30 protein-coding genes are annotated in these 26,396 nt (G+C 62.7%); 15 read left to right on the top strand and 15 right to left on the bottom strand.

What is annotated here, in order from left to right:
- The first annotated feature begins 101 nt into the window (after window positions 1–101).
- A complete protein-coding gene (gene prpR / locus A6V37_RS18185; RefSeq protein WP_064270608.1) occupies window positions 102–2,066 on the top strand; it encodes a propionate catabolism operon regulatory protein PrpR in 1,965 nt (654 codons plus the stop codon).
- 301 nt (window positions 2,067–2,367) lie between these two features.
- On the top strand, window positions 2,368–3,726 hold the full coding sequence (locus tag A6V37_RS18180) for an MFS transporter (RefSeq protein ID WP_064270607.1): 1,359 nt from the start codon (window positions 2,368–2,370) through the stop codon (window positions 3,724–3,726).
- 91 nt (window positions 3,727–3,817) lie between these two features.
- On the opposite strand, the gene A6V37_RS18175 is transcribed toward A6V37_RS18180, so the two are convergent.
- Both A6V37_RS18175 and A6V37_RS39260 read right to left on the bottom strand, forming a co-directional pair.
- The gene (locus A6V37_RS18175; protein ID WP_064270606.1) at window positions 3,818–4,249 is read right to left on the bottom strand and encodes a hypothetical protein; all 432 of its coding nucleotides are present in this window, start codon (window positions 4,247–4,249) and stop codon (window positions 3,818–3,820) included.
- Between the two features lie 20 nt (window positions 4,250–4,269).
- Entirely contained in the window at window positions 4,270–5,025 is a 756-nt protein-coding gene (locus A6V37_RS39260; protein ID WP_242665915.1) for a hypothetical protein, read from the bottom strand.
- Window positions 5,026–5,554: 529 nt separating this feature from the next.
- Between A6V37_RS39260 and A6V37_RS18165 the strand changes: the two genes are divergently transcribed.
- Window positions 5,555–5,884, top strand: coding sequence for a hypothetical protein (locus A6V37_RS18165; RefSeq protein ID WP_064270605.1), 330 nt, complete (start codon window positions 5,555–5,557; stop codon window positions 5,882–5,884).
- A 46-nt stretch (window positions 5,885–5,930) separates the two neighbouring features.
- Here the strand turns inward: A6V37_RS18165 and A6V37_RS18160 are convergent, their stop codons facing one another.
- Window positions 5,931–6,149, bottom strand: coding sequence for a hypothetical protein (locus A6V37_RS18160; protein WP_064270604.1), 219 nt, complete (start codon window positions 6,147–6,149; stop codon window positions 5,931–5,933).
- Between the two features lie 33 nt (window positions 6,150–6,182).
- Window positions 6,183–6,368, bottom strand: coding sequence for a hypothetical protein (locus tag A6V37_RS39255; RefSeq protein WP_075643516.1), 186 nt, complete (start codon window positions 6,366–6,368; stop codon window positions 6,183–6,185).
- Between the two features lie 395 nt (window positions 6,369–6,763).
- Here A6V37_RS39255 and A6V37_RS18155 point away from each other — a divergent pair, with 395 nt between their 5' ends.
- From A6V37_RS18155 to A6V37_RS18140, 4 genes are all read left to right on the top strand, one after another.
- Window positions 6,764–7,051 (top strand): GYD domain-containing protein, encoded by a 288-nt coding sequence (locus A6V37_RS18155; protein ID WP_064270603.1) that lies wholly within the window; start codon window positions 6,764–6,766, stop codon window positions 7,049–7,051.
- A 28-nt stretch (window positions 7,052–7,079) separates the two neighbouring features.
- A complete protein-coding gene (locus A6V37_RS18150) occupies window positions 7,080–7,877 on the top strand; it encodes an alpha/beta hydrolase (RefSeq protein WP_064270602.1) in 798 nt (265 codons plus the stop codon).
- 3 nt (window positions 7,878–7,880) lie between these two features.
- Complete coding sequence (locus A6V37_RS18145) at window positions 7,881–8,255, top strand: hypothetical protein (RefSeq protein WP_064270601.1); 375 nt, start codon at window positions 7,881–7,883, stop codon at window positions 8,253–8,255.
- A gap of 191 nt (window positions 8,256–8,446) precedes the next feature.
- The gene (locus tag A6V37_RS18140; RefSeq protein ID WP_064270600.1) at window positions 8,447–8,662 is read left to right on the top strand and encodes a CDGSH iron-sulfur domain-containing protein; all 216 of its coding nucleotides are present in this window, start codon (window positions 8,447–8,449) and stop codon (window positions 8,660–8,662) included.
- Window positions 8,663–8,721: 59 nt separating this feature from the next.
- Here the strand turns inward: A6V37_RS18140 and A6V37_RS18135 are convergent, their stop codons facing one another.
- The 4 genes from A6V37_RS18135 to A6V37_RS18120 all read right to left on the bottom strand — a co-directional run bounded on the left by A6V37_RS18135 (window position 8,722) and on the right by A6V37_RS18120 (window position 10,921).
- On the bottom strand, window positions 8,722–9,321 hold the full coding sequence (locus tag A6V37_RS18135; protein ID WP_064286175.1) for a hypothetical protein: 600 nt from the start codon (window positions 9,319–9,321) through the stop codon (window positions 8,722–8,724).
- Between the two features lie 8 nt (window positions 9,322–9,329).
- A complete protein-coding gene (locus A6V37_RS18130) occupies window positions 9,330–9,926 on the bottom strand; it encodes a short chain dehydrogenase (RefSeq protein ID WP_064270598.1) in 597 nt (198 codons plus the stop codon).
- Between the two features lie 34 nt (window positions 9,927–9,960).
- The gene (locus tag A6V37_RS18125) at window positions 9,961–10,344 is read right to left on the bottom strand and encodes a VOC family protein (protein ID WP_064270597.1); all 384 of its coding nucleotides are present in this window, start codon (window positions 10,342–10,344) and stop codon (window positions 9,961–9,963) included.
- Window positions 10,345–10,456: 112 nt separating this feature from the next.
- Window positions 10,457–10,921 (bottom strand): hypothetical protein, encoded by a 465-nt coding sequence (locus A6V37_RS18120; RefSeq protein WP_064270684.1) that lies wholly within the window; start codon window positions 10,919–10,921, stop codon window positions 10,457–10,459.
- Between the two features lie 250 nt (window positions 10,922–11,171).
- Between A6V37_RS18120 and A6V37_RS18115 the strand changes: the two genes are divergently transcribed.
- The 4 genes from A6V37_RS18115 to A6V37_RS18100 all read left to right on the top strand — a co-directional run bounded on the left by A6V37_RS18115 (window position 11,172) and on the right by A6V37_RS18100 (window position 15,289).
- Entirely contained in the window at window positions 11,172–12,071 is a 900-nt protein-coding gene (locus A6V37_RS18115) for a LysR family transcriptional regulator (protein WP_064270596.1), read from the top strand.
- Between the two features lie 124 nt (window positions 12,072–12,195).
- Complete coding sequence (locus tag A6V37_RS18110; protein ID WP_064270595.1) at window positions 12,196–13,518, top strand: MFS transporter; 1,323 nt, start codon at window positions 12,196–12,198, stop codon at window positions 13,516–13,518.
- Between the two features lie 65 nt (window positions 13,519–13,583).
- Window positions 13,584–14,624 (top strand): amidohydrolase family protein, encoded by a 1,041-nt coding sequence (locus A6V37_RS18105; RefSeq protein ID WP_064270594.1) that lies wholly within the window; start codon window positions 13,584–13,586, stop codon window positions 14,622–14,624.
- Window positions 14,621–15,289, top strand: coding sequence for an RraA family protein (locus A6V37_RS18100; protein WP_064270593.1), 669 nt, complete (start codon window positions 14,621–14,623; stop codon window positions 15,287–15,289). The genes A6V37_RS18105 and A6V37_RS18100 overlap by 4 nt, the downstream gene beginning before the upstream one ends.
- Before the next feature lie 17 nt (window positions 15,290–15,306).
- On the opposite strand, the gene A6V37_RS18095 is transcribed toward A6V37_RS18100, so the two are convergent.
- Together A6V37_RS18095 and A6V37_RS18090 are read right to left on the bottom strand one after the other, a co-directional pair.
- Entirely contained in the window at window positions 15,307–16,173 is an 867-nt protein-coding gene (locus tag A6V37_RS18095; protein ID WP_064270592.1) for an AraC family transcriptional regulator, read from the bottom strand.
- Window positions 16,174–16,196: 23 nt separating this feature from the next.
- Window positions 16,197–16,910 (bottom strand): alanyl-tRNA editing protein, encoded by a 714-nt coding sequence (locus tag A6V37_RS18090; RefSeq protein ID WP_064270683.1) that lies wholly within the window; start codon window positions 16,908–16,910, stop codon window positions 16,197–16,199.
- Window positions 16,911–17,238: 328 nt separating this feature from the next.
- On the opposite strand from A6V37_RS18090, the gene A6V37_RS18085 reads away from it, so the two are divergent.
- The 3 genes from A6V37_RS18085 to A6V37_RS18075 all read left to right on the top strand — a co-directional run bounded on the left by A6V37_RS18085 (window position 17,239) and on the right by A6V37_RS18075 (window position 20,644).
- Window positions 17,239–18,186: a hypothetical protein gene (locus A6V37_RS18085; protein WP_064286174.1), complete on the top strand. Its 948-nt coding sequence runs from the start codon at window positions 17,239–17,241 to the stop codon at window positions 18,184–18,186.
- A 310-nt stretch (window positions 18,187–18,496) separates the two neighbouring features.
- Window positions 18,497–20,149: an FAD-dependent oxidoreductase gene (locus tag A6V37_RS18080; RefSeq protein ID WP_064270590.1), complete on the top strand. Its 1,653-nt coding sequence runs from the start codon at window positions 18,497–18,499 to the stop codon at window positions 20,147–20,149.
- Window positions 20,150–20,353: 204 nt separating this feature from the next.
- The gene (locus tag A6V37_RS18075) at window positions 20,354–20,644 is read left to right on the top strand and encodes a hypothetical protein (RefSeq protein WP_064270589.1); all 291 of its coding nucleotides are present in this window, start codon (window positions 20,354–20,356) and stop codon (window positions 20,642–20,644) included.
- Window positions 20,645–20,758: 114 nt separating this feature from the next.
- Here A6V37_RS18075 and A6V37_RS40780 read toward each other — a convergent pair whose 3' ends face one another.
- Together A6V37_RS40780 and norR are read right to left on the bottom strand one after the other, a co-directional pair.
- Complete coding sequence (locus tag A6V37_RS40780; RefSeq protein ID WP_157447884.1) at window positions 20,759–20,926, bottom strand: hypothetical protein; 168 nt, start codon at window positions 20,924–20,926, stop codon at window positions 20,759–20,761.
- Window positions 20,923–22,515, bottom strand: coding sequence for a nitric oxide reductase transcriptional regulator NorR (gene norR, locus A6V37_RS18070; RefSeq protein ID WP_064286182.1), 1,593 nt, complete (start codon window positions 22,513–22,515; stop codon window positions 20,923–20,925). Before norR ends, A6V37_RS40780 begins: the two co-directional genes overlap by 4 nt.
- Before the next feature lie 114 nt (window positions 22,516–22,629).
- Here norR and hmpA point away from each other — a divergent pair, with 114 nt between their 5' ends.
- Window positions 22,630–23,811 (top strand): NO-inducible flavohemoprotein, encoded by a 1,182-nt coding sequence (gene hmpA, locus A6V37_RS18065; protein WP_064286173.1) that lies wholly within the window; start codon window positions 22,630–22,632, stop codon window positions 23,809–23,811.
- 101 nt (window positions 23,812–23,912) lie between these two features.
- Here hmpA and A6V37_RS18060 read toward each other — a convergent pair whose 3' ends face one another.
- The 3 genes from A6V37_RS18060 to A6V37_RS18050 form a co-directional block, all read right to left on the bottom strand.
- Window positions 23,913–24,149 (bottom strand): hypothetical protein, encoded by a 237-nt coding sequence (locus A6V37_RS18060; protein ID WP_064270587.1) that lies wholly within the window; start codon window positions 24,147–24,149, stop codon window positions 23,913–23,915.
- 178 nt (window positions 24,150–24,327) lie between these two features.
- Complete coding sequence (locus A6V37_RS18055; RefSeq protein ID WP_082902846.1) at window positions 24,328–24,858, bottom strand: phasin family protein; 531 nt, start codon at window positions 24,856–24,858, stop codon at window positions 24,328–24,330.
- 258 nt (window positions 24,859–25,116) lie between these two features.
- On the bottom strand, window positions 25,117–26,358 hold the full coding sequence (locus A6V37_RS18050; RefSeq protein ID WP_064286172.1) for an NAD(P)/FAD-dependent oxidoreductase: 1,242 nt from the start codon (window positions 26,356–26,358) through the stop codon (window positions 25,117–25,119).
- Window positions 26,359–26,396: the final 38 nt, after the last annotated feature.

Below are 26,396 nucleotides of genomic sequence, written 5' to 3'. Positions count from 1 at the left end.
TGGCCCGCACCTCATTTCACAAATGAAATTTTCATTTCAGATCAGAAATGGATGCGCGCATAATAGACGGACCTCTCCCGCCCGTCACGAGCCCTCCTGCCTTGAGCACCCCTCCTTTCGAATCCGCCCAGCGCCCGCGTATCTGGGCGGTCAGTATCAGCCGCCTGCGCGATCTGTTTTTCGACATCGCCGGTGAGTACGTCGAGCGCGCCGACCTGCGCATCGTCTCGCACGGTTTCGAAGACGCCTTGCGCGAGATCGAGGACGCGGGCGCGGGCCGCCCGGACGTCGTGATTGCCGGCGGCTCGAACGGCGCGTATCTGAAAACGCGCGTGTCCGCTCCGGTCGTGCTGATCAGCCCGACCGGCTTCGACGTGATGCATGCGCTCGCGCGGGCGCGGCGCGACGGCGCGAAGGTCGCGCTCGTCACGCACGGCGACACGCCCGATGAAGTGCGGCGCTTCATCGCTGCGTACGGGATCGACGTGACCTTTGCCTCCTATCAGTCCGCGCAGGACGCGGAGAGCGTCGTGCTCGACCTGCGCGATCGCGGCATCGACGCGGTAGTGGGTCCGGGACTCGTCACCGATCTCGCCGCGAGCGCCGGCATGGGTGCGGTGTTTCTCTATTCGCGCGCTTCCGTGCGCGCTGCCTTCGACACCGCGCTCGAAGTCGCGCAGGCCACCCGCCGCGAAACGATCCGGCGCCAACGGCTCGACAATCTGCTGCAGCATCTGCGTGACGGCGTTGTCGCGCTCGACGCGCAAGGACGCGTGGAAGCGATGAATCAGCGCCTGGCCGGCGTGCTCGGCATCGACGCGGCGCATGCGGTGGGCCGCGATCTGCTCGAATTGACGCCGGACCTCGCGGGCAGCCTGCCGGACGCGGACGGCAACACCCTCTGCACCGTGCGGGGGGTGAGCTATGTCGTGCACCGCGGGCCGCTCGCGAGCACCGGCGCGGCAGCGGGCACCGTGCTGACGTTTCAGGAATCGCGCGCGGTCGAACGGCTCGACCGGACGTTGCGTTCGCGGCAGCGCGTGCAGCAGTTCAGCGCGCGCTACCGGCTCGACGATATTGTCGGCGCGTCCGATTCGATTGAACGGGTGCGCGCGCTCACACGGCGCTATGCCCGCTCGGACGCCACCGTCCTGATTCTCGGCGAGAGCGGCACCGGCAAGGAAATGGTTGCGCAGAGCATGCATCAGCTGAGCGCGCGGCGCGACTTCGCGTTCGTCGCGATCAATTGCGGTGCGTTTCCCGAAGCGCTGCTGGAAAGCGAGCTGTTCGGCTACGAGGAAGGCGCGTTCACCGGCGCGCGCAAGGGCGGCAAGGCGGGGCTGATCGAGGTTGCGCACCGCGGCACCCTGTTTCTCGATGAAATCGGCGAGATGCCGTTGTCGCTGCAAAGCCGGCTGTTGCGCGTGCTGCAGGAACGTGAAGTGGTGCGGCTCGGTTCGACGGAGCCGATGCGGGTCGACATCCGCGTGGTCGCGGCGACGCATCGCGCGTTGACCGAGGGCATCGAAGCGGGGCGTTTTCGCGCCGACCTCTACTACCGGCTCAACATTCTGAGCATCGCGCTGCCGCCGCTGCGCGAGCGCCCCGCCGACCTGCTGCCGCTCGCCGTCGAATTGCTGCTGCAAGCCGCTGCACGTGAACCGAGGCTCGCCGCGCGCCTGCCCGATGCCGCGGCGGCGGAGCCCGTGCTCGCTGTGCTCGCCGAACCGCTGAAGCGCTACACATGGCCGGGCAACGTGCGTGAATTGCAGAACGTAATAGAACGAATCGCGGTCGAGCTCGCCGAGGTGGACGCCGATGCCTTTGCGCAGGCCTCGACCGAACCGGTCCTGACACGCGACCTGCTGCAGACGATCGCGCCTGAACTCGCCGAGACCCGCACCCGCGCGAAACAAGCGGCGCTCACGTTGCGCGAGCGCAGCCGGCATGTGGAAGCCGACGAAATCCGCGCTGCGCTCGCCGCGCACGACGGCGATCGCGACGCGGTCTGCGCGGCGCTTGGCATCAGCAAGACGACGCTGTGGCGCAAGCTGAACGCGACCTGACTCACCCCGTCGCGGCGCACTTGCAGCAGAGTCGGGTAATCCCGCCTTGACCCTCCCTTGTCAGATTGCTTACAGTCCCGATTCGTTCGCATAAAGAATCACGGTTCTATATACGAACAATTCGACGCAGTACCAGCAGATCAACCTGTCCGGGTACTATGCCTTGTCGAAGCGCACCGTCGTCTTCACGCAGCCATGTTCGCGGCCGGCGCAGGCACCGTGCACCGCTTCCAGGCGGCGCACGATCGTATAAAAAGGAAAGGCTCGTCGTGACGGGCCTTTTTGCAATCAGGAGACCATCATGAGCCGCAGCACCGCCGTGAACGTTCAAACCTTCATCAACGAACATCCTTTTTCGCCGTTCCAGTGGCTCATTTTCTTCATGTGTTTCATCATCGTCCTGCTGGACGGTTTTGACACGGCCGCGATCGGCTTCATCGCGCCTTCGCTGATCGCCGAGTGGGGCATCACGAAACCGGCGCTCGCGCCGGTGCTGAGCGCCGCGCTGTTCGGCCTCGCTTGCGGCGCGCTCGCCTCGGGGCCGCTCTCGGACCGGCTCGGACGGCGCGTGCTGCTGCTCGCCTCGGTGCTGCTGTTCGGCGTGGCCTGCCTCGGTTCGGCCTTCTCGACCGGCATCGAGCAATTGACCACGCTGCGCTTCATCACCGGCGTCGGTCTCGGCGCGGCCATGCCGAACGCCGTGACGATGATGGGCGAATACTGCCCGGACCACCGCCGCGCGACTTTGATCAATCTGATGTTCTGCGGCTTTCCGCTCGGCGCCGCGTTCGGCGGTTTTCTGGCAGCGTGGATGATCCCGCATTTCGGCTGGCGCAGCGTGCTGATGCTCGGCGGCATCACCCCGCTTCTGCTGATGATCGTACTGCTCACCAACATGCCGGAGTCGGTGCGCTACATGGTCGCCAACGGCAAGCCGGTTGAGCGGATTCGCGCGGCGCTCTCGCGCATTTCAGGCGATGCCGGCGAGGCCAATGCCTTCGTCATGACCGAAACCGCGCCGCAAACCGGCGGCAAGGGCATGGGCGTGGTGCTCTCGCGCTCGTACATCGTCGGCTCGGTGATGCTGTGGGTCACCTATTTCATGGGCCTCGTGATTTTCTATGCGTCGATCAACTGGATGCCGATCCTGCTGAAGGACGCCGGACTCACGCCGCAGCGCGCGACGCTGATTTCCGCGCTGTTCCCGCTCGGCGGCGTGGGTGCGGTGGTATGCGGCGTGCTGATGGACCGCTTCAACGCGAACCGCATTATCGCGGCTTGCTATGCATTAACCGCGGTGAGCGTGTACTTCATCGGCCAGGCGGCCGGCAATGTGGGCGCGCTGGTGCTGATCGTGTTCGTCGCAGGTGTGTTGATGAATACGGCGCAATCGTCGATGCCGGCACTCGCAGCCGCGTTCTATCCGACCGAAGGCCGCGGCACGGGCGTGGCGTGGATGCTCGGCATCGGGCGCTTCGGCGGGATTGCGGGCTCGTTCCTCGTGGCCGAATTGACGCGCCGCCACTTCACGTTCTCCGGCATCTTCGCGACGATCGCGGTGGCGGGTTTGATTTCGTGCGTGGCTTTGCTGATCAAGCAGATGGCACGTCCGCATGCAGTGGAGGGTTCTGCTTCGAAGGCGGAGTCGTTTGGGCATTGAATACGTGACAGGGGCCGGCGCTATGCCGGCGCCGCCCGGCAACGGGCAGTCTAGCCGCCTTTCGGGGTGGCTTTTTGTTGTTGACGGCGGATCACTGCCTGAGCGCCACCGACTCGCACAGCACCGCTAATTCGGCTCCGCACGACGGCTCAAGAACAAACAAAAACCGGCGTCCAGCAGCGAAATCCCGCACGTACTCCTGGCCTTTCTCTTCGCCGATGACTGCCGCCTTCGAATCATCGCGACTATTTATCCACTGAATCCATCCGCGAACCTCAAGCAGCGTAAACGCATACCTATGCGAAATCAGAAGCCTTGACGCTACATTCTGCCCAGCGAAATCAACCATGCGCTGTGCAATTACGCCCGAAAATTTAAGCGCCTCAAGTTCGCCGCCCACTCGGCGAAAGCGAAGTTCAAGAGAACGTCCCTCGATGTCATGGTCGATGCCATATAGCTCAGCATCGTGAAAAGTCGGGAAATCCGCAATATTTCGAATGTCAGTGTATGTAGCTGTATTCATAGGGTCTCCAATAGGACTGACTACAACGGCGAAAAAGCAACTCCGGGGCCGCGCGCCCCATTGTCCCAATTGTGTGCGTGCGGGACGCCTTGTCCATGGTCGTGGTCAAAATCGAAATCAACAACCGGTTGGCCATCGTCACCGTACCTGCGCATCTGGCCGCTTCCGGGGTTGGTGTACCACGTCCCTGGGTCGCCTTCGTTAGGGGTTTTTGCAATGTCGAATGAATCGCCTTCCGGCATGTCTTCGCTGTATTCGAATGACTGCGCATCGCTGAGTGGTGTCGATTCGCCGCTATCGCTACTGAACGCGTCCTCCTCGAATGCGCAGTCGTCGGCATCATAGCCGCTGTCCGAACTATCGTCACCGCCGCCCAGCAAAGCGCCCGCCGCCGATTCCACAATGCCAAGCAGGTCAAAGTCATCGTCATCGACCCTGACCGGTGCGCCAAGATTGGGTAGCGGATTAAGCGTCGCAGGCCAGCGCTCCGGCGCGGGATCGGGCTGTGCCACTCGCGGCAGGCCGCTGTATTCGCGGTTCACCACTGGCACGAGTCGGCCGCACGCGACCGCATCGCACAGCAGCTTGCGGATCCCCGCGTTATCGGTCGGGAGGTTCCAGTGCGCCAGGTTCAGGAAGTTGCGGGCGTAGGTCTGGATAGTGCGCAGCGCGTTCTCACCCGTGATTGAGCGTAGGTCCAGATTTGGCCGGAAATATCCGGCGAAGATGCGCCGGTCTTCCGCAAGCTGCTGGTCGTCGTAGCCTCTTCGCATCATGGCGTCGTATTGTTTTGCCGGGATGAGCGTGCATTGCCATCCGGTCTCAAGCGGTACGTCGAGCGTGTTCCACGTTATAAGTTACCCGTCTTGTTTTCGGGTTTTTAGCGTACTCCGCATCCGCGAGCCAACTTGTAAAATGAGGTAAAGATTCCAACGGAGAGCAATATGACAAATGTTGGTGACCGCTTTAAGCCCGGTCACACCGGGCTCGAATCAGGTATCCACGAGCGTCCAAAATGCAATGCCTCTAATTCCTATAACGTAAATAATCCTAAATTCCTGCCGCTCCATTGTTCGGGCGCACAACAGTCACTCTCAAGGACAAGCAATCCATAGAGTGCCGATTGGTTTCAAATTGCCTAATACAAAAAATCCGACTTCGGAGGCGGCTTCCCCTTCTTCGACAGGTAAAACACGGAGGGTGTCACTTCCCGATAAACTACGCACTTGTTGACCCGTTGGGTCGCCGCGATGGCGCCTGCCCGCACTTTCGCACCATCGCTCATCTATCGTCAGGATTCCGGGAATGAAACGCGTAGTTGTCTCCACGATGCTTGCGGTGTGCCTCGCGCAACCGGCCGCTCAAGCCGTTGCGCAAACCGTCAGCGATCAGTGTTTTGCGCTCGGCGATATCGCCGGCCAGGTAGCCTCTTGGCGTTCGCACAAAAAGACCAAAGCGCAAGCTCTGGATCAGGCGGCCAAATACTACAAGGATCCGGCCGATCAAAAAGCGGTCAACGCCATCATCGAAAAAATCTACAGTCCGGACGCGCCGCGCATGACGCCGGATCAGGCCAGCATGGCGTTCACGTCGGAATGCGCACAGCAACGCAAGGCGCACGCACCTGCTCAGTAGTGCCTGCGGCGTTGTCACATTGACCCGGAAAGGTGTAGTTCGCTTCCTAAACGCCGTGCTGGTCGCACCACTGGATCGCCCAGCGCTGTGCCGCCTCGAACGCGTCAGCATCGGAGGGGTAGTCTCCGAGGTCACCCGAGTACTTCACCTCGACGGCTTCGCCACCCGCGGTGGAGCGCCGGTAAATCTTTGCGCGACCGTAGTAGCGGCCACCTTCATCAAGTGGCGACGCGTCGATGTGAAACTCCTTGTAGTCGAATTTCATGACCCTCTCCAGAAGAGCGCTCAATCCGTCGTATCAGTTGTCGTCGCTCCGGCTTGGAAGATGCTCATGAGGCACGGGCTCTGCCGCTTCGGCGTCGGGAACGTTGTCTTTCGCGGGTTTTGTCGACCCCTGTGAGCCGTTCTTGCGGGTCGTGCCGGATGGGGACTGCGCGGGGTCGAGAGGTTTGTCACCCGGCTCAGCGGACGGATCGAAGGGCATGATTTGCTCCTGCGCTGATGAATGCTATTCCTACCATGATAGACCGCATAGAGTTTAGTGGAGCGCGGAAACCGTGTCGGCCGGCGCGTATCGCTGCGATGGGCAAAACGGCAAAGCAACGGACGCAGGATACTGTTCGTTGATAGCCCAACGCCCGAGCTTCGGGGACACATCGGAGCAGGCGAACGATTATGGCCTACACTAGAAAACCGCCTTTCGCGTGCTCATGTCGTCCAGGGATGAGGGTCGAATCCGGCCCCGGTCCAACCCGCCGCGGCTATTTGTACTTCGGCGCCATCAAGACGCCCAACAACGCATCCGCTCGACACGCGGCCGTTTACTTTGCATGACTGCCGTGCCTGATTGCGGAGCAATTTTTTGCACGGAGGTATGTCATGGCAACGTATGTCATCCTCAGCCGCCTCGCTCCTGACGCGTTCAAGGATCCCGCGGACCTGAAGCAACTCGCCGCCATAGTGGCCGGCAAGATCAGCGCCGAATGCCCTGCAGTCACCTGGAAGGATAGCTATCTGACACTCGGGCGCTTCGACGTCGTGGACGTTGTTGAGTCGAACGATCTGAAACAGCTCGAACTGGCGGCGTTGATCATCCGAGGCTACGGACACGCCGCCACCGAGACGCTGCAAGCGACGCCGTGGCACGAGTTCATCGCGGCACTGTAACGGAGATTGATAGATCGGGCCCGATGCGATGAAATTCGCCGGGTCGATGCTGCGTCTCGCCGTCGCGTGTCTGACCGTGTTCGCAGGAGTCGCCATCTTGCAGGATCGTTTTATTTACTTCCCTGAGAAGGCCGCAATCGAGGACCTCGTGTCCGGCGGACTTCGCGCCTGGCCGACACCTGAGGCGTTTCGAGGCCTCGTGGCCGAGCCGGCCGGATCTGCGCGCGCCACTGTCATTGTCTTTCATGGCAATGCGGGGCATGCCGGGCACCGTTCGTTCTACGCCGCAGCGCTCACCCGGCTCGGGCTGCGCGTGATCCTCGCCGAATATCCAGGTTACGGGCCGCGCGACTGCACGCCGGGCGAAGAGAGTCTGGTCGCCGATGCCCAACAGACCATCGCTCTGGCGCAGCGCCTCTATGGCGCGCCGTTGCTGCTCATCGGCGAATCGCTCGGGGCCGGCGTGGTGGCCTCGGCCGGCTCGCGTGAACGCGACAAGACCGCGGGCTTGCTGCTCATCACGCCATGGGATCGACTCGAGCACGTCGCCGCTTACCACTATCCGTGGCTGCCCATGAAGTGGCTGCTGCGCGACCGATACGACAGCATGAGCCACCTGGCGTCGTTCGGCCGCCCTGTTCTCATCGTGATTGCGGAACGCGACAGCATAGTCCCCCCGCGGTTCGGCGAAGCGCTCTACAACTCGCTGGCCGCACCGAGACAACTGAGGGTGCTGAAGGCAGCTGAACATAACGACTGGATCGGCCGCGTCGACGATGCCTGGTGGCAGGAGGCGATTGGCTTCCTGCTCGCGCCTTCCCATTGAAATATGAAATCCCGCGCTATCCCGCCCAAGTGGGAACGATTTTACGTCCTCGATGAGAAGGACAAGCCTGTCGAGGTGTTCGACAGCAGCGAGTGGTTGCGCTGGATGTCTGAGAACGAACTGACTTTCCGCCGCACATTGCTGGAAGAATCCGGAGTGACGGTCACGACCCGCTTCCGCGGTGTCTGCGAAACGAGTACCGGGGAGGCCCTGTTGTTCGTGACGCGCATCGCCGGAATGAAAACGCCAGACAACAAGAGCTATGGAGCAGGTACACTCGAAGTGGCACTGGAGCAGCATGAGCGTATCCTAAAGAAAATCCTCCGGATGCTGACCGGGAGGCGATCGCCACAGCGCGACGATTCTCCCCGGCCGTAGCCACGCCGCGCGGATTTCAGCCTCGCCTTGTCCAGGAGTTGAAGGTTGTTCAGACTTCAGCCGATCATCGTGCTGATCTCATCGTCAACCTCACACAACTGCCCTCTAACGAACCGCCATGCTCCACGGCAGCAACAACCCGTTTGCAAAAATACTGTGCGGCGTCCGGTTCAACGCCATGGGAGACGCAAATGCCAACTGCTATCGTCACGCCGATCAATGACGGCCCATACCGCATCCAGGGTGAATTCAGGATCATCACTCAGGGCGGTAAGCCTATCGAGGTGAGCAAGGATGAAGTCTGGTTATGCCGATGCGGTCACTCAAACAACAAACCGTTCTGCGACGGTTCGCACAAAAAGGCCGGGTTCGCGAGCAACCTTGACGAGAACCCTCGGGAAGGCTGACCCCCAGGAAGCCGACGCTCGCGAACGGTGGTGCGTGACGCGGGCAGCATGTGGAAGTGTTATAGAAACGGCTCGATTTCAGGCAAATCGACGCGAAGGTCTTCCATCAGTACCGTTTCGATCAGTTCGCCGCGTCGGTCTGCGCGGATCACCTTGATCGGCAGACCGGTCATCACGTCGAGCCACAGCTGATAGCACGCACCGCCGGCCGCGTCGTGCTCCGGCGCGCCCGAGATAATCAGATGTACGGAGTGGCGCGAGCCAAGCGCCTCGTGGCCCACGATTTGGGTCTCGCCATGGCGTTGAAGTTCACGGATCTGCCCCAGCAGGGCACCGATATCGGAGCGATCGATACGGTGAGCGTTCGGGCCTTGAATCAATGGATTGTCGGGCGCGAGCGCAAGCCGCGGAAACGTATGAAAGCCGAATGGCCAGAGCGTCACCTTGTCCGTCTCCGGATTGTAGGCGAGGACGGCGCCGGCATGCGGGCGGATGAAATCCATCCGGATGAATCCCGGCTTGCGGTAGCAATAGCGGACTTCGACTGGAACGCCTGCGGACGGTGTCGAGCGGACTGTCGTCTGGTAATTCGTCAGCGCGTCGAATCTGGTTTGGGCATCCGCGATGAGATCGGGCGCCGCGAAGAGGCAATCTGTCATGGTGCGTGTCAATGAGTTGCCGACACGACCTGCCCGGTGATGTCTTCTTCCACGCACTTGCGAAACGCCTGCGCGACGACCCACGCGCGCACGCCGTCGTTCGGATTGCGCCCCATTGCCTCAAGCGTTTCGGCCACCCAGCCAGGACTCACGACATTCACGCGCAGCCTGTCTTTCAGTTCGAGCGCCGCCGCGTGGGCGAACGCTTCCACGCCGGCATTGACGATGCTCACCGCTGCGCTGCCCGCAATCGGATGATGCGCGAGCACACCGCTCGTCAACGTGATCGAGCCGCCCTGTTTGATGCCCGATACGCCGCAGCGAACCAGATTCACCTGGCCCATCAGCTTGTTCGCGAGGCTGAACGCGAAGTCATGGTCTGCGAGCGTGTCGAGCGCCGCAAATCTTGCGGTGCCGGCCACGCACACCACCGCATCCAGCGGCTGTGCCTGCCTGTACATCGCGACGATCGATTCCTTGCTCGAAATGTCGACGGCGATGGCCGACCCTTTGCGGCTCGCCCCGATCACGTCGTGATCGGACGACAGCAAACCGACGATTTCTTTACCGAGGAGCCCTGTTGCCCCGACCACCAGGATGCGCATACATCCTCCTGTATTCACAGGTGGAGAATGTCCATTATGCGCCGCTGCCGTATGGCCGCGTGATGATCTCGAGATTGTGGCCGCTCGGATCTTCGAAATACGTGCCTCGACCGCCATCGTTCGTATTGATCTCGCTCTGCCGACGGTGAAAGGGATCCGCCCAGTAGGGCAATCCGCGGCGCTGTATTCGCGCGAGAATGCAATCGAACTCGGTCTCGCTCACCAGAAACGCATAGTGGTCCGGCCGCGTTTGCCGATCATCGCTGTAAAAGTCCAGCGTGACGCCATTATCCAGTTGCACTGCAAGGAACGGCCCGAACGGCTTCGGCTCGGAAAGTCCAAGTATTTCCGCGAGAAATGCCGCCGATGCGTCCCTGTTCCGCGCGTACACGATAGTGTGATTAAGCGTGATGCTCATGTTCGCTGCGCTCCTTTCACCGCTTGCGTGACAGTGCCTGCTCACTGTGCCGGCCGGCATCATCTCCTGCCCCGCCCGCCGTCCCTCGCGCATCCGGTGAACATTGCGCCAATCAGTGCGGCTGACCGAGGCATGCATCCGCGACGTCGACGATCGGCTCGCTATCAGCGTGAGCTTGGGGAAAGCGATCGACACATCTGATCTGTAGCAGCGTCCACCATATACCTGGTGGATCGTGCCCGAGCCACATCACTGTCGCGGCCGCTTTGGTTCGAAGCCTCCATCGCTGCCAGTCGGCGCCAGTTGGTGAAAAATGGCCCTGACTATCGGCGTATTGCCCCGGATCCAGGTCGTAGCGTTTCAGGTAGGCCGGATTGAGGCGCTCACCGAGCGTAACCTGCCCACCGTGGGCGATGCGCGCCTTCTCCCGCGTCTCGTCCTGTCTGAAATCGCTCACCGCGCGACTGACGATCGTCAACTCGAACAGCAGCGCTGCGCCAGTTGCCAGACATGTCGCGGCAATGCAGAGTACGAGCATCCAGAGAATGCGCCGTTCGACCGTTCGTGTGCGTGCCATCAAATCCCCCTGGCCTCGCAACGTAATGAAAAGAACTCGCGCTATTCCAGCACGGAATTTCAGCAGAAAGTTCCTCTCCCCTCTTCAAACGATACAACTTCACGTCCCTCTGGTCCAGACCGCTACGACGCTCCTGCATCGACCCGGCCACGGCGCAGAGGGTGAGTGCGCGGGTCATTCGACGGGACATGCCGCCTCCGCTTTCGCCGATGCGGTTATCCTCTGCCTACCGGAGACCAGGAACACCGAAATGAATCTTAGAGCCCTGCAGTGCTTCGTGATTCTTGCGGAGGAACTCAATTTCAGCCGTGCCGCGGAGCGCCTGCATATCGCGCAGCCCGCGCTGAGCCAGCAGATCCGCTCACTCGAAGAACGCCTCGGCACCCAGCTCGTCGATCGCGCAAGGCGCCCGTTGAGCCTGACGGAAGCCGGCCACTATCTCTGCAGCGAGGCACGGCAAATTCTCGGCTCGCTGGAACAGGTGACGCTCGTCGCACAGGAAATCGGCGTCGGCCGGCGCGGCTGGCTTAGCATCGGCTTCACGCGTTCGTCGATGTACAGCATCCTGCCGCCCGCGCTCAAGGCATTCCACACCGCGTTTCCGCAGGTCGAACTCAAACTCTTCGAAATGCTCACCGAGGAACAGACCGATGCGCTGCGCGACATGCGCATACACATCGGCATTGGCCGGCAACCGTCGACGGTGGAAGGCTGCACGTCGCTCACGCTGCTGCGCGAACGCGTGATGGCCGCGCTCGATCCCAACCATCCGCTTGCGGCGCACAAGACCGTGCGCATCGCGGATCTCGCGGATACGCCATTGATTCTGTATCCGAAGCATCAGAACGCCCAGTTCAAACGCTCGGTGCAGTCGCTTTACCGCGACGCGGGTGTCACCCCGCTCATCGCGCACGAGGCGTACGAGATCCAGACCGCGATTGCGCTGGTGGCCGCGGGGCTGGGCGTGACGTTCATCGGCGAATCGGTGGCACGGCACGGGCGCACGGATGTCGCCTTCCGCCATCTCGAGGGTCCCGGTTCGTCATACCGTTCGACGCTCGCGGCCACTTTTCGCACCGACGACACCTCCCCCCACCTGCGCGCCTTTCTAGGCTGCCTTCCCGCGCCGCTGGCGGACGCCACACTATAAGAAAAAAATTATAGAAGCATAAGCAAACCGTCTTGGACTCCGCCTCCGCGCGTTCTTATCATTGACCCATACATGACTAGAACGCCGCCACGGCTATGGCCGTCGCCAACAGGCAGGAGACAGAATGAGTTCGATCGACGAAGCAGTAACGATGCGAAAAGTGTATGGGCGCCTGATGCCCCTGCTCTTCGCGATGATGTTCTTCAACTACCTCGACCGGATCAACATCGGTTTTGCCGCACTGGATATGAACAAGCAGCTGGGTTTCAGCCCGGCCGTGTTCGGCTTTGCGGGCAGCATCTTCTTTGTCGGCTACATGCTCCTTGAAGTGCCGAGCAACCTCCTGTTGCATCGCGTTGGCGCGCGCCGCTGGATCGCGCGCATTCTTCTGACGTGGGGCGCAGTCGCGGCGGCCACGGCGTTCGTCTTCAACGATTCGAGCTTCTACGTGCTGCGATTTCTGCTCGGCGTGATGGAAGCGGGTTTTCTGCCGGGCGTCGCGGTCTATCTGACGAAATGGTTTCCCGTGCGCTACCGGGCGCGTGCGGTGGGCGGCTACATCATTGCCGGCTCGTTTTCGGCCGTGCTGGGCGGGCCGATTTCGACCGCCTTGATGACCTACGCGAACGGCGTGCTTGGCTTACAGGGGTGGCAATGGATGTTCATCCTCGAAGGCGTGCCCGCCATGCTGCTCGGCCTGCTGACGCTGCGCATCATGACCGAGCGCCCGGTGGACGCCGCGTGGCTGTCCGCCGACGAAAAGCGCTGGCTCGAATCGACCCTCGCGGCGGAACGCGAGCAAGTGGGCGGTAACACGCATGTTCCGCTGCTGCGCGTGGCGGGCGATATCCGTGTATGGAGCCTCGCTTGCCTGTTCGGTTGCGCGCTGGTCGGTATATATGGCCTGTTCCTGTGGTTGCCGCAGATCGTCAAGAGTCTCGGACACCTGACCAATCTCGAAGTCGGCTTTCTGTCCGCCGCGCCGCCGCTGCTCGGCGTGCTGGGTACCTTCCTGATCAGCCGCAGTTCCGACCGCACGGGCGACCGCAAGAAGCACCTCGCATTCGTGTACGGCATGAGCGCGCTGGCGATTGCCGGCAGCGCGTACGCACCCAGCCCCATGATCGCCTATGGCCTGCTGTGCGTGACCGGCCTCTTCATCTATTCGGGCAATTCGCTGTTCTGGAGCCTGGCGTCGTCGTTCAGAACCGGTGCGGCAGGCGCCGCGACGATCGCGCTGATCAACACAATCGCGCAATTCGGCGGACTGGTCGGACCGTGGAGCATCGGCCTCGTGCGCAATGCGACCGGCAACTTCAAGCTGGCCTTGCTGACCATCGCGGCGTTTCTTGTGGTCGCGATGATCATCGCCCTCGTGATGCGAGTCACACCGGCCGAGGACGACGCTATCTCACTCCCCGCCGGCGACCCCGCGCCACGCGCCTGAAGCACGTACCGCACGCGCCGGGACACCACGCGCACTATTTAGGATCACCAATTGGATTTTCACCCATGATCATCGATTGCCACGGCCACTACACCACCTCGCCACGCCAGCACGAGGCCTGGCGCGCGCAGCAGGTCGCCGCGCTGAAAGACGGCGGCACACCGCCACCGCGCCCGGTTATCAGCGACGACGAGATTCGCGAGAGCATCGAATCCGGCCAGCTGAGAATTCAACGCGAACGCGGCACCGACCTGACGATTTTCTCGCCGCGCGCCGCCGGCATGGGCCATCACCTCGCGGGCGCGGAAGCCAACGCGGTGTGGTCGAGCGAATGCAACGACCTCGTGCACCGCGTATGCGAACTCTTCCCGCGCAACTTCGCCGGTGTGTGCCAGTTGCCGCAGGCGCCAGGCGTGCCGCCCGCGAATTGCATCGCTGAATTGCGGCGCTGTGTCGAAGAACTCGGCTTTATCGGCTGCAATCTGAATCCGGATCCGTCTGGCGGCCACTGGTCCGGTTTGCCGCTCACGGACCGCTCGTGGTATCCGCTCTATGAGGCGATGGTCGAACTCGGCGTGCCGGCCATGATTCATGTCTCGTCGTCATGCAATGCGAACTTCCATGCGACCGGCGCGCATTACATCAACGGCGATACGTCTGTCTTCATGCAATTGCTGCAAGGCGATCTGTTCGCCGATTTCCCCACGCTGCGCTTCATCATTCCGCACGGCGGCGGCGCGGTGCCGTACCACTGGGGTCGCTATCGCGGACTCGCACAAGACATGCAGCGCCCGCTGCTGAGCGAGTATCTGCTGAACAACGTGTTCTTCGACACCTGCGTCTACCACCAGCCCGGCGCTGAACTGCTCGCCAAGGTCATTCCGGTCGAGAACATCCTGTTCGCGTCGGAGACCATCGGCGCGGTGCAAGGCATCGATCCGGAAACCGGCCACCACTACGACGACACCCGCCGCTATATCGATGCCATCGACTGGCTCAGCGAGGTGGATCGCCAACGTATCTACGAAGACAACGCACGCGCCGTGTATGCGCGGCTGTCACGTCAACTCGATCAACAATTCGCCGCACAGGGAGCAACGGTATGAATCCAATCGGATGGCGCGAATACGAGTCCGCACCGCAGGCCAACCCGGCCACACTCGACGCATTGCGTGAACTGGCCGTGTCGCTCCTTAGCGACAACATGGCGCGCGCGAGCGGCATGGTCGGCTTGCGGCCGTATCATCGGCCGCGGCCCATGGCGGGCACCGCGGTCACCGTGCACACGCGCCCGGGCGATAACCTCGCGATTCATCGCGCGTTCGACTTTTGCCGCCCCGGCGACGTGCTGGTGATCGACGGCGCGGGCGAACTCACCCAGGCGCTGATGGGCGAGATCATGGCGAGCTTCGCGCGGAGTCTCGGCGTGCAGGGTCTTGTGATCGACGGCGCGATTCGGGACGTCGGGGCATTGCGCCAGCAAGATTTCCCGGTGTACGCGCGCGGCGTCACGCATCGCGGGCCCTACAAAAACGGGCCGGGCGAAATCAACGTGCCGGTCACGGTTGGAGGCACGGTGGTGCATCCCGGCGATATCATCGTCGGCGATGAAGACGGTTTGCTCGCGATCGCGCCTGCCGATGTGGAAGCGGTGATCCAGGGCGCGCGGCGGCAGCATGCCAAAGAAACCGCGGCGTTGCAGTCGATTGCCGACGGCAGATTCGACCGTTCGTGGGTCGTTCCGCACCGGGAACGGATGATGAACAACTGAGTAAACAGCAGAGCCCGCTAATGGCCCGGCTTCAAAGCCGCATACGTGCCCGGCGTGATCCCATAAGCGCGCTTGAACAGCCGGTTGAGATGGCTCTGATCGTAAAAGCCCACCGCCGCCGCGGCCGTCGCCGCGGTGTGTCCGGCCGCGAGCATGCGTTTGGCCGCCAGCAGCCTCACCTGGGTGGCGTACGCGTGCGGCGGCAAGCCAAACGCCTTGCTGAACGCGCGCGTGAGGTAGTAGCGGCTCAGCCCCACCAGTTCAGCCAATTCGTCGACCGGAATATCGCGCTCATAGTTGGCGGCGACGTACTCGCGCACCTGCTCCATCTTGCGCGCTTCGCGGCGCGGCTCGCCTGACTCATGGACCGATTGCCCATACCGCCCGACCAGCATCCCCATCGCGGCCCACCAGTTCGCCTGACGCTCCATCAGCGAAGCGCCGCCCTGCTCGTCGAGGCTCGCATGGGCCTTCACCAGCAGGCCCGCGAGGTGCGCGTCCTGATAGAGCCCTGGCGGGATCAGCAGTGGCTTGTCGGTGCGCGAGTCGGGCGAGAACACTGCCCCTAGCGCGCCGAGCCCTTCCATGTCGAGATAGATCGCGCGATAGATCCATTCGCGGCCTTCCCACACCTCGCCGCTGTGATATTCGCCTGGCCCGAACACCAGCACGCTGCCAGGTCCGGCGATGTCACTGCCCGCGCGCGTATGACATTGGCCCGCGCCGGCCTCCGTCATGACGATCACGAGTTCGTCATGCAAGTGCCGGTCGAACTTGTGGTTGCCATAACGGGCCGTGGCGAGGCACGCACCGTCGAGTGCGCCGTCGCGCCAGCAAACCACTTCGGGCCCGCCGTGTTCCGCGCCGTGTTCGGATATCTCCATGATCCGTATTCTCACCTGCCCCGTTAAACCAGCTCGATTCTGACACGGCGATTGCGGCGGCCCTTGTTTTCGATCTTCGCGATGCGGATCGGCCGCGACTGCGCGGTATTGGTGAGATGCGTGCCGCCGCACGCCTGCCGGTCCAGATCGCCGATCTCGACGATGCGCACCGTGCCGTCCGGCGTCGGCGGCGGCGCCACCGACAGGCTGCGGATCAGGCCCTCGGTTGATTTTGCTTCCGTGGCGCTGACGTAGTACGTGCGCACGTCCATCGCACTGCGGATCACCTCGTTGACGGGCTCCTCCAGCAAGCGCAGTGCGTCGTTATCCGCCTCAGGCAGATCGAAGTCCATGCGCGCGGTGCCGTCGGCGTTGATCTGCGCACCGGTCACGAGCGCGCCGGCAAAGCGCTGATACACCAGCGCGTTGAGAATATGCGTACCGGTGTGCAGCTGGGCCACCGTCGAGCGGCGCGCCGCGTCGATGGCCACGTGCACGTCGCCGCTCAGCTCGAGCGGTTCATCGAGCAGATGCCACAGCACGTCGCCTTCCGCCGCGATGCCGGTGATGCGCGCCGCACCATGCGCGTGCGTCAACGTGGCCGCGTCCGGCACCTGGCCTCCGCCGCCCGGATGCAAGGCGGAGCGGGCCAGCACGACCGCGCCGGGCCGCGAGGCAATGACGGTCGTTTCGAAGTCCAGTAAGTCCGGCTGCTCATGGCAAAGATAGTGCGGCACCTTGATGTCCTCGGATGAATTGACTGAGTACACCCAGCATACGCACTCCTTTAGGGAGCCGTCTTGGTAAAAAATGCCCTGCGCGGCGGAGGGTCGGACCACCTGATAGCCGTTTTGCTCGTTCTGCTGATTGTGCCAACGACGCGCCGTACCGGCGCGGAACGCCGTGTGACGGGCTTCGCGGCCTCGAACTGGCACGACAAATGCATAAGAATGAGCAGGCTTGGCGCTTGCAACGGGAACTCATGTCCCAATGCACTGCCAAATTATTTCTGCGCGGTCGATTATCATGGGTCGTTCGCATCACCTGAACGACTAGATATTGGATATGACGAATACAGGCAAGGCATTGATCGTTGGGCTGGTTCTGCTCGATTTGGGCTTCGTTTCTTACCTGATGATTCCCAAAGACGATGAGCAGTCCAAGAAAGCGCCGGAAGCGGAGCTGACCCAACCCGCCGTGAACACGGGGGTCGATTCCCGTTTCGATGACACGCATGTCACCGAAGGCAGCGTAATTCGCACGCCGCAGTCCACCACAGTCACAGGCAAGATCGCAGGCGCCGGCAAAACAGCGCAAGCACCGCAGCCGCCCAAACAGCCACAAGTGGTGCAACAGGCACCTGCAACCGCACAGCCCGAAGTGCGCGAGGCCATCGCTGCGAATGCGATTCAGGCCCCGCAGCAGCAAATCCAGCAGCAGCAGCAGCAACCCGCACCTGCAACCGCACCGGCGCACACGCGCGAGTCTGTCGCCGCGAATGTAATTCAGGCACCGCAGCCGCAGATACCGCCGCCGAAGCAGCAACAGCAGCAACCCGCTCCTGCAACAGCGCCGGCTCAAGCGCGCGCGTCCTTCGCTGCGAAGCCAATCCCCGCGCCGCAAACCGCGCGTGCACGTGACGATCTGAACCGGCACGGTTCGAACCCCGTCGCGGCAGCGCTGACGCAAGAACTGGTGAGCGAATCCGCCAAACCCGATCCGTCACTGCCGATGCCGTCCATGCCGCTCACGCCGCCGGTACGGACCGCACCCGACTATCAGGACCGCCACGGCGCGAACCCCGTTGCCGCCGCGATGACGCAACAACTGGTCAAGGAGTCGGCCAAGCCCGATCCGTCAATGCCGATGCCGCCGGCGGTCCAGAGTCCGCCCATCTATCAGGACAGCCACGGCTCGAACTCCGTCTCCGCCGCAATGACGCAGGAACTGGTGAGGAAATCCGCCGGAGTCAATCCAACCTCTCAGCCGGTTCCACGTAGCGGCACGCAGTAGGCCTGTCGCGCGCATTCGCGCGCCGCCGGCCCCCAAGGGGCCGGAAATCCGTCAACCTGCACCATGCGGTTTAACTTCGCCGCGCCCTCATTCAATTCGCATTGCGAACCATCTGGCGAGATCGGATCACTCTCGCAGGCGAGCATGTGCGGCCAAACGAACCCGGCGCCACCCTTTCGCTGTGTAGTTGCGACCCGGAAGCTCTATACTGATTCGGACTGCATGCGATCCTCCGCGCAATGGCGGCATCCGTTCACGTCACGCCCCAACTGGACCGAGCTTAATCTCCTTTGCCTGTCTGGACGCTGCCATGCTGACAATCGACGACATCCGCGCGGTACCCCTGTTTGCCACACTCACTGACGACGAACTGGACCATCTCGCGCACACGTCCGCGGACATTCGCCTATGCCCCGGGGAGTTCGCGGTCCATGAAGGCGGAGAGCGCGCGCTATATGTCGTTCTGACCGGCAAGATGGAAGTCATCAAAACGTTCGACGGTGTCGAGCGCACGCTGGGCTGGCGCCTGCCCGGCACGATCTTCGGCGAAGTGCCGCTCGCGCTGAGTTCGCCGTTTCCAGGCGCTTATCGGGCCGCTGAACCGTCGCGCGTCATGCGGGTGGATGCCCAGCGTTACTACGTGCTGGCGGCCGCCTCGCCGGACGTCGCGCTCAAGATGGGGGCGCTCGCCCGCGAGCGCATCGGCGGCCTGCAGGGCCTCTCCGCCGAGCCGCCCAAAGCCCGCGTCACGATGATCGGCAGCCGCTGGGACAACGCCTGCACCGCGCTGCGTCACTTCCTCGCCCGCAACCAGATCAGCTACGACTGGATGACGCCGGACGCGCCCGAGCTGCCGGCGCGTTGGCCCGGAACCTGTCCGTCGGAGGAGCAATGCCCGGCGCTGCGCCTCGTCGACGGCACGGTGCTCCACCGGCCCGAGACACGCGAGCTCGCCGGCTTGCTGGGTCTGCAGACACAGGCGCGCCTCGCTGAATACGACACGATGATTATCGGCGGCGGGCCGGCCGGTCTGGCCGCGGCGGTGTACGGCGCGTCGGAGGGACTGCGCACGATTGTGCTGGAGCGTGAAGCGCCAGGCGGGCAAGCCGGAACCTCTTCGCGCATCGAGAACTATCTCGGCTTTCCCAACGGTGTGTCTGGCGACGAACTCGCGAGCCGTGCGCTGCAGCAGGCGAGGCGGCTCGGCGCGGAGATTCTGGTGACACGCACGGTCGAGCGAATCGATGTTCAAGCGCGCGACGTTCACCTCGACGGCGGCGACGTCATCCGTGCGCGAACGCTCATTCTCGCCACCGGCGTCACGTGGCGGCGCCTGTCGATCGAAGGCTTCGACCGGCTTATCGGCAAGGGCATTTACTACGGCGCGTCACGCAGCGAAGCGAACGCGACTCACGGACTCGACGTGTACCTGATCGGCGGCGGCAACTCGGCTGGCCAGGCCGCGTTGTACTTCGCCAATCACGCTCGCATGGTCACGCTGCTGCTGCGCGGCGATTCGCTCGAGAAGAGCATGTCGCGCTATCTGATCGAACAGCTGCACGGGAAATCGAACGTCGCGGTGCAACTGCGCTCGGAAGTGGCCGGTGCGTACGGCGACACGCATCTGACGGCCATCGACGTGCGCAACGCGCAGAGCGGCGAAGTGCGCCGCCACGATTGCGGGGGATTGTTCGTGTTTATTGGCGCGGATGCGGAAACCGGCTGGCTGCCCGCCGAAATCGCCCGCGACGCGCGCGGCTACGTGCTGACCGGCGACGACGTCGTCAAGGCGGGCCGCTGGTCCCAGAGCCGCGATCCCTACCTGCTCGAATCGAGTGTGCCGGGCGTATTCGCTTGCGGCGACGTGCGGCTGAGCCCGGTGAAGCGTGTTGCCGCCGCCGTCGGCGAGGGCAGCATGGCGATCGCGTTTGCCCATAAATTTCTGCACCTGGACGCCGGCTAGTGCGCGACGCGGCGCTGGCGGCACGCGCTTGCCCGTCATCGTCCGCCTTGTGACCGGCGCAGCCCCGCCCAGCCTATTCTTCAGCGGAATACGCCGTTTTTTTCGTACCCCCGGATTGACTAAAAAACAAGCCTCTTTTCGGCGATTTGAAACTCGCCTTGGCGGCGCACACTGGGTTCGTGCCACTCGCGCAAGGAGCCTGCGATGTCTTCCCGCCACAATCACGATGACGAATTCGAATCCGGTCTGACGGGCGCCCTGGCGTCCGAATGGCGCAACCCGATGCCAGGCGCCGACGACGGTGCGATGCGCGGCTTGCACCTCGCTTCGCAAAACGTGTTGTGCCTCGCGACACAAACCTACGAAGCCGCGGCACGCGGCGACGCGGCGGGCATGCAGGCCGCGCGTGCGTCGCTCGCCCAGCAGCTGGCCCTGTCCACGCGCCTGATCGACGAGCTTTTGTTCGACGACAGCGACCCGCATACGGTACATTGACCGGCTTGCAGGCCAGGCAGTCCTCATTGCAGTCTTACTTTCTGTAAACCGACATGTCCGCTCTAACGGTAGTTCTCAGCATCTGGGCCATGGTGGCCATTTGCGCCGTTCTGTTCATTCGCGGCGCCAGCCCGCGCGTGGAGCGTCCGGCAACGCCGCCGCAACAACGGCCAGCACGCCCGGCGCGCTTTTCGATCGCGGAATAACGGCCGCGAGGCGACGCTTGTCCGGCGGCATGAAATCGCCGCCGGTCGCGCCGATACCGCCGGTGCCGCCCGTCATTTGAGGCCGAGCCGCTTGGCCAGCCGGTTCAGATTCGCGCGATCCAGCCCAAGCTCGCGGGCGGCCGCCGCCCAGTTCTGATTGTGGCGCGCGAGTGTATCGAGGACGGTCGTCCTCTCGAACTCCGTCACCGCGCTGCGAAAATCCTTCGCTTCAGTCACCACCGTCTCGGCGGACGCTTCACGTTGCTCGCCGCCCGGCGCGTCTGACAACGCGAAATCGTCCGCGGTCAAAGTCAGAATGCGACGGCGCTCGCGATTGGCGGCCAGCGCCTTCAACGCGCTGCGCCCGATCAGATGCTCCAGTTCGCGCACATTGCCCGGCCACGGATAACGCAGCAGCATGGCTTGCGCATCGGCGGCCAGGCGCAGACTCAGCAGACCAAGCCGCGAACGGTTCTCCTCCAGAAAAAAACCCGCCAGCAGCAGCACGTCGCGGCCCCGTTCGCGCAACGGCGGCACGCGCAACGGATAGACGCTGAGCCGATGATAGAAGTCCGCGCGAAACCGCCCGGCGCGCACCTCTTCCGCCAGGTCGCGATTCGTTGCCGCGATCAGCCGCACGTCGACCTTATGCTCCTGGTCAGAGCCGATTCGCTGCAACTGGCCGTTCTGCAGCACGCGCAGGAGCTTGGCTTGCACAAGAAGCGGCAATTCGCCGACCTCATCGAGAAAAATCGTGCCGCCGTCGGCCAGTTCGAATTTGCCGCGCCGATCCGACGACGCGCCGGAAAATGCGCCGCGCACATGTCCGAACAGTTCACTCTCGACGAGCGTATCCGGCAACGCGGCACAGTTCAGGCTGACCAGCGGCTTGTTCGCTCGCGACGACAAGGCATGAATCGCATTCGCCACAAGCTCCTTGCCGACACCGGTCTCGCCGGTGATTAGCACTGTTAGATCGCTGCCGGCGACGACCTCGATTTCCTTGATCAGATGGGCGTGCGCGTCGCTGCTGCCGATCATCTCGCGCCGGCTCTGGCTGCTCGCCTGGCGGTAGGCCTCGGCTCGGCGCCGCTCCTCCTCGCCGCTGCGCGCGAGCGTATCGATCCGCTCCACTACGCTCACGGTGGCCGCGGCGAGGCCGAGAAACGCCCGCAAGGATGCCATGTCGATGCTGTCGAAGCGCGCCGGGTCCAGGGCGTCGAGTGTCAGAAGACCCCAGGGACGGCCACGAACATACAGCGGACAGCCGAGGCAATCATGGACTTCGAGATGCCCGCCAACCCCTTGAACGAGACCGTCATACGGATCGGGCAAGTCGGAGTCGGCCGCAAAGCGCGTCGGCTCCGAGCGCGACAGCAGTTGCTCGAAACGCGGATGCTCGGCGACGCGAAAGCGCCGGCCCAGCGTGTCGCTGCTCAAACCGTCGATGGCAAGCGGCACCAGCGTATCGCCCTCCAGACGCAGCAACGCGGCCGCGTCGCCGGGAAACAGCGTGCGCAGGCTGCTGAGCAGGCGGCGATAGCGCTCGCGGTCGGAGAGGTCGCGAGAGAGATCGAGTATCGGCGGCGCCAGAGCGTCGAGCAGTGCCTCTGCGGTCAAATCGACTCCATCATGAGTCGTATTGACCAAGGTCGAATTGACCATGTTGAAATTAAGATCGTTGATTTCAAACAATTTTATACCTGGCACGAAACATGGATAGAAAACCCGCATCAGTCGAAGGCCGACTGCCTATCCACTCATCACCAGGACTACATCATGCTTTCCGCCGAACATCGCGCCATCGTCAAAGCCACCGTTCCTCTTCTCGAAAGCGGGGGCGAAGCGCTGACCACGCACTTCTACAACATGCTGATCAGTGAGTATCCCGAAGTGCGGCCCATGTTCAACCAGGCCAATCAGGCGAGCGGTGCGCAGCAACGCGCGCTGGCCAACGGCGTGCTGATGTACGCGCGCCACATCGATCAGCTCGAACAACTTGGCGGACTCGTCGGGCAGATCATCAACAAGCACGTCGCACTGAATATCCTGCCGGAGCATTATCCGATCGTCGGACAGTGCCTGCTCAGATCGATCCGCGAAGTGCTCGGCGCCGAGATCGCCACGGACGCGGTGATCGAAGCGTGGGCCGCCGCCTATCAGCAGCTTGCCGATCTGTTGATCGGACTCGAGGAAAAAATCTACGCGGAGCGCGAAGCAGCGCCGGGCGGATGGCGCGGCGCGCGCCTCTTCCGGGTTGCCCGCAAAGAGCGCGAAAGCGACGAGATCACCTCGTTCTACCTGCGTCCCGACGATAACGGCGAGTTGCTCGCGTTCCATCCGGGACAATATATCGGCGTGCGGTTGCACATTGATGGCGAAGAAGTGCGCCGTAACTATTCACTCTCGGCCATGTCGAACGGCCGCGAATACCGCATCAGCGTAAAACGCGAACCGAATGGGAAGGTGTCGAACCATCTGCACACCCACGTGAACGAGAACGACACGGTGGAGCTCTACGCGCCGGCCGGCGACTTCAAGCTTCAGGACAGCGACAAACCGCTGGTACTGATTAGCGGCGGCGTGGGCATCACCCCCACGCTGGCGATGCTGCAAGCCGCGCTGGTGACCGCTCGCCCCGTGCACTTCATTCACGCGGCGCGTCATGGCGGCGTTCACGCGTTCCGCGAAATGATCGACAAACTGGCCGCACGCCACCCGCAATTGAAGCGTTTCTATTGCTACGAGCAGCGCCGCGCGGAAGATGCCGACGCGCACGGGATCGGTTACCTCGACGAAACGCACCTGAATGAATGGCTGCCGAAGAACCGTGACGTCGACGTGTATTTTCTCGGGCCCATTGCGTTCATGAAGTCCGTCAAGAAGCACCTCAAGGCGATCGGCGTACCGGAGTCGCAAAGCCACTATGAGTTCTTCGGTCCGGCTGCTGCACTCGAATAACACATCGGAGCACCTCGAAAGCCTGCATCGTTAATCGATGGACGGCCTAGTGGCGACAGAGCGCGGGACGCATCATCCGACGCGTCCCGCGAATCCACTTGTTAAGGCATCTTGAGTAATTTGCTCAACCGTTTCAGCAGAATATCGGCATGATCCCGCTCCCCTTTGGATAGCTCGCGGTGGCTCAGTATCGTCTCGATACGCCGACGCCAATAACACGGTTCGTTCACAAGCGACGTGCACGCCATCGAATCGCCTTTCGAGGTGAGGCGCTCGAGTGCCGTCACGATCGTTTCAATGTGCAACAAATCGGTCTTGTAAGAGGCATAAGTTCCCATGACATTTCCGGATAACTTTTAAACGCCTTCGGATCGCCTTGTTAAAGAGTTGGCGGGCAAAGCGATACCCATGCCGTTTCCGAAACGGCTGATCCGTCCTGTTAGCAGGAAAGCGAAAGAACAGCCCTGACGCCTTTAGCCGGGCTGCGCGAATCCTGTCACCCGATCTGCTTCGACCTTAGCTCGACTTGGCCCGAGCCGATACGGATGCCGCCGGCTGGACTGCCTGTGCCATAGCAATGGCTTGCGCGGTCGCTTTGCGCATTGCGTCATAAGCCGAACCGGCATTGGCCATGGCCGCCTTGAACGCCGCGACGGCGACCTCTGAACCTGCCGGCGCATTCCGCGCGATCTCGTCGACCACCGTCTGCACGCGGGCGTTGGATTGCTCCAACCGGTCTTCGACGATTTTCAGAAATTCGGCTTGAGTATTTTTGGCGATGTCGAGAATGTGATTGTTGTACGACAGCATTTTCTCGGCGAGGGGTTGCGCGGAGTTGGCTTGAAGCACGAACAACTCGATCGGCGTTTTACCCGAGAACGCCGTCTGCCAGACCTGTTCGCTTTCCGCGAGCGTGGTCTTGACTGCCTGCAGGTTCAACTTGGCCAGCTCTTCAAAATACTGGAATGTTTGCTGCGCCAACGAATACGCGGCGGAAACATTGGCACTTTGCGTTGAGATGAATTGCTCTGGCGTTGAAAAATACACTCTGCACTCCTTCATTAAACATACGAATTGCTCAAGACGAGACACAAGAAACCTGCCGGCACACAAGCCGGAAACTGCTTCATCCGCTGCCGCGCAATGGCTCAACCACAGGGCAAATGATTCCGCGATGCAGCATTAGATGAATCATTCTAACTTTGTTAAACCGGCCGCTGGCGGACATTTTTTGTTAGTAGTTACCCTGGGTTTTGAGCGCCGTTTCGACTGAGCAATGACTGAGCAATAAGCAGGCGGATTCGTCTACAGGAATCGCCCGGGACGAAACGGCCGAGGATCGGCGAAGGGTTTTGCGCCCGTCATCATTTCCGCCAGCAACCGGCCTGTCACGGGGCCGAGCGTCAGGCCATGATGGTTGTGCCCGAATGAGAACCAGAGTCCGCGATGGCGAGGCGCCTCGCCAATGACCGGACGCATATCCGGCGTGCACGGCCGCAGACCCAGCCAGGGCGCGTCGTCGAGGCGGCGCCCCAGCGCGAAGATCGGGCGGGCGATGCTTTCGGCCCGCGCCAGTTGAATCCCCGTCGGCGGCGCCTCGCGCCGCGCGATTTCCACACCCGTGGTCAAACGCAAGCGTCCTTGCATGGGCGCGACGACGTAACCCAGCTCAGTGTCGACGAGCGGCACCGACAGCATGGCTCTGGTGGCCTCGTAGTGCATGTGATAGCCGCGCTTCGCGCGTAGCGGTATGCGGTAGCCGAGCGGCGCAAAAATCTTGTCGGACCACGGGCCGAGTGCGACGACGACCTCCGTGGCGCTGATGCTGCCTTGCGAGGTCTGCACGGTCCATGCGCCCGCTTGCTGGCGTAGCGTGGTTGCCTCGCCGGACAGAAACACGCCGCCGCCCTCCTCGAAGAGCCGCGCATAACCCTTGGTCAAGGCGCCCGGATTCGCGACGCTCTTCGGATCCTGCCAATGCAGCGCGCCGCAGAAACCCGGCCCGAGTCCGCTCTCCCGCCTCTGCAGCGCGGCGGCGTCGAGCGGCGCCACGCGCAGTCCATGGGTACGCGCCGTGGTTTCGGCCGCCACCGCTTGCCGTGCAAATTCTTCTGGTGTGCGAAATGCCTCGATCCAGCCGCCGTCGTGCACGAGATCGCCCACGCGTGCGCGTTCGATCAGCGCATCGTGTTCGGCGACGCTTTGCCGGATCAGCGGAAGCATGTCGCGGGCAGCGGCCGCGAGCCGCGCCGGAGACGACGCCCACCAGAAGCGCGCGAGCCACGTCGCGAAAGACGGCAGCGCCTTGTAGTCCCAGTAGAGGTCCGTCGATTGATTGCGCAAATAGCGCAGCAGCGTGGCGGGATCGCGCGGAAACGCATACGGGACCACGGACGAACTCTCGATCAGGCCGGCATTGCCGAAGCTCGTCTCCTCGCCCGGGCCACGCCGGTCGACGAGCGCCACGCGGCGTCCGCGGTCCTGCAGATGCAGCGCAGCCGACACGCCGACAATGCCCGCCCCCAACACGATCACATCGAAATCCATACACTCGCTCTCATTTCCATCTCGGGAAACGCGAGTGT

Origin of the sequence: Paraburkholderia ginsengiterrae, from assembly GCF_001645125.1 — a bacterium.
Classification (GTDB): domain Bacteria; phylum Pseudomonadota; class Gammaproteobacteria; order Burkholderiales; family Burkholderiaceae; genus Paraburkholderia; species Paraburkholderia ginsengiterrae.
Note: the sequence above shows the minus strand (reverse complement) of the source record. Positions and strands in the feature narration are given on the sequence as shown.

Excerpts from the sequence above, each read along its gene's own strand:
- A6V37_RS18050 (WP_064286172.1), bottom strand. The coding sequence starts at position 26,358 with ATGGATTTCGATGTGATCGTGTTGGGGGCGGGCATTGTCGGCGTGTCG.
- A6V37_RS18135 (WP_064286175.1), bottom strand. The coding sequence starts at position 9,321 with ATGACAGATTGCCTCTTCGCGGCGCCCGATCTCATCGCGGATGCCCAA.
- A6V37_RS18075 (WP_064270589.1), top strand. The coding sequence starts at position 20,354 with ATGTCTTCCCGCCACAATCACGATGACGAATTCGAATCCGGTCTGACG.
- A6V37_RS18145 (WP_064270601.1), top strand. The coding sequence starts at position 7,881 with ATGAAATCCCGCGCTATCCCGCCCAAGTGGGAACGATTTTACGTCCTC.
- A6V37_RS18160 (WP_064270604.1), bottom strand. The coding sequence starts at position 6,149 with ATGAAATTCGACTACAAGGAGTTTCACATCGACGCGTCGCCACTTGAT.
- A6V37_RS18115 (WP_064270596.1), top strand. The coding sequence starts at position 11,172 with ATGAATCTTAGAGCCCTGCAGTGCTTCGTGATTCTTGCGGAGGAACTC.
- hmpA (WP_064286173.1), top strand. The coding sequence starts at position 22,630 with ATGCTTTCCGCCGAACATCGCGCCATCGTCAAAGCCACCGTTCCTCTT.
- A6V37_RS18110 (WP_064270595.1), top strand. The coding sequence starts at position 12,196 with ATGAGTTCGATCGACGAAGCAGTAACGATGCGAAAAGTGTATGGGCGC.
- A6V37_RS18165 (WP_064270605.1), top strand. The coding sequence starts at position 5,555 with ATGAAACGCGTAGTTGTCTCCACGATGCTTGCGGTGTGCCTCGCGCAA.
- A6V37_RS18150 (WP_064270602.1), top strand. The coding sequence starts at position 7,080 with ATGAAATTCGCCGGGTCGATGCTGCGTCTCGCCGTCGCGTGTCTGACC.
- A6V37_RS18060 (WP_064270587.1), bottom strand. The coding sequence starts at position 24,149 with ATGGGAACTTATGCCTCTTACAAGACCGATTTGTTGCACATTGAAACG.
- A6V37_RS39255 (WP_075643516.1), bottom strand. The coding sequence starts at position 6,368 with ATGCCCTTCGATCCGTCCGCTGAGCCGGGTGACAAACCTCTCGACCCC.
- A6V37_RS18180 (WP_064270607.1), top strand. The coding sequence starts at position 2,368 with ATGAGCCGCAGCACCGCCGTGAACGTTCAAACCTTCATCAACGAACAT.
- A6V37_RS18105 (WP_064270594.1), top strand. The coding sequence starts at position 13,584 with ATGATCATCGATTGCCACGGCCACTACACCACCTCGCCACGCCAGCAC.
- A6V37_RS18095 (WP_064270592.1), bottom strand. The coding sequence starts at position 16,173 with ATGGAGATATCCGAACACGGCGCGGAACACGGCGGGCCCGAAGTGGTT.
- A6V37_RS18100 (WP_064270593.1), top strand. The coding sequence starts at position 14,621 with ATGAATCCAATCGGATGGCGCGAATACGAGTCCGCACCGCAGGCCAAC.
- A6V37_RS18130 (WP_064270598.1), bottom strand. The coding sequence starts at position 9,926 with ATGCGCATCCTGGTGGTCGGGGCAACAGGGCTCCTCGGTAAAGAAATC.
- A6V37_RS18120 (WP_064270684.1), bottom strand. The coding sequence starts at position 10,921 with ATGGCACGCACACGAACGGTCGAACGGCGCATTCTCTGGATGCTCGTA.
- A6V37_RS40780 (WP_157447884.1), bottom strand. The coding sequence starts at position 20,926 with ATGACGGGCGGCACCGGCGGTATCGGCGCGACCGGCGGCGATTTCATG.
- A6V37_RS18125 (WP_064270597.1), bottom strand. The coding sequence starts at position 10,344 with ATGAGCATCACGCTTAATCACACTATCGTGTACGCGCGGAACAGGGAC.
- A6V37_RS18140 (WP_064270600.1), top strand. The coding sequence starts at position 8,447 with ATGCCAACTGCTATCGTCACGCCGATCAATGACGGCCCATACCGCATC.
- A6V37_RS18085 (WP_064286174.1), top strand. The coding sequence starts at position 17,239 with ATGACGAATACAGGCAAGGCATTGATCGTTGGGCTGGTTCTGCTCGAT.
- A6V37_RS18080 (WP_064270590.1), top strand. The coding sequence starts at position 18,497 with ATGCTGACAATCGACGACATCCGCGCGGTACCCCTGTTTGCCACACTC.
- A6V37_RS18155 (WP_064270603.1), top strand. The coding sequence starts at position 6,764 with ATGGCAACGTATGTCATCCTCAGCCGCCTCGCTCCTGACGCGTTCAAG.
- A6V37_RS18175 (WP_064270606.1), bottom strand. The coding sequence starts at position 4,249 with ATGAATACAGCTACATACACTGACATTCGAAATATTGCGGATTTCCCG.
- norR (WP_064286182.1), bottom strand. The coding sequence starts at position 22,515 with ATGGTCAATTCGACCTTGGTCAATACGACTCATGATGGAGTCGATTTG.
- A6V37_RS39260 (WP_242665915.1), bottom strand. The coding sequence starts at position 5,025 with ATGATGCGAAGAGGCTACGACGACCAGCAGCTTGCGGAAGACCGGCGC.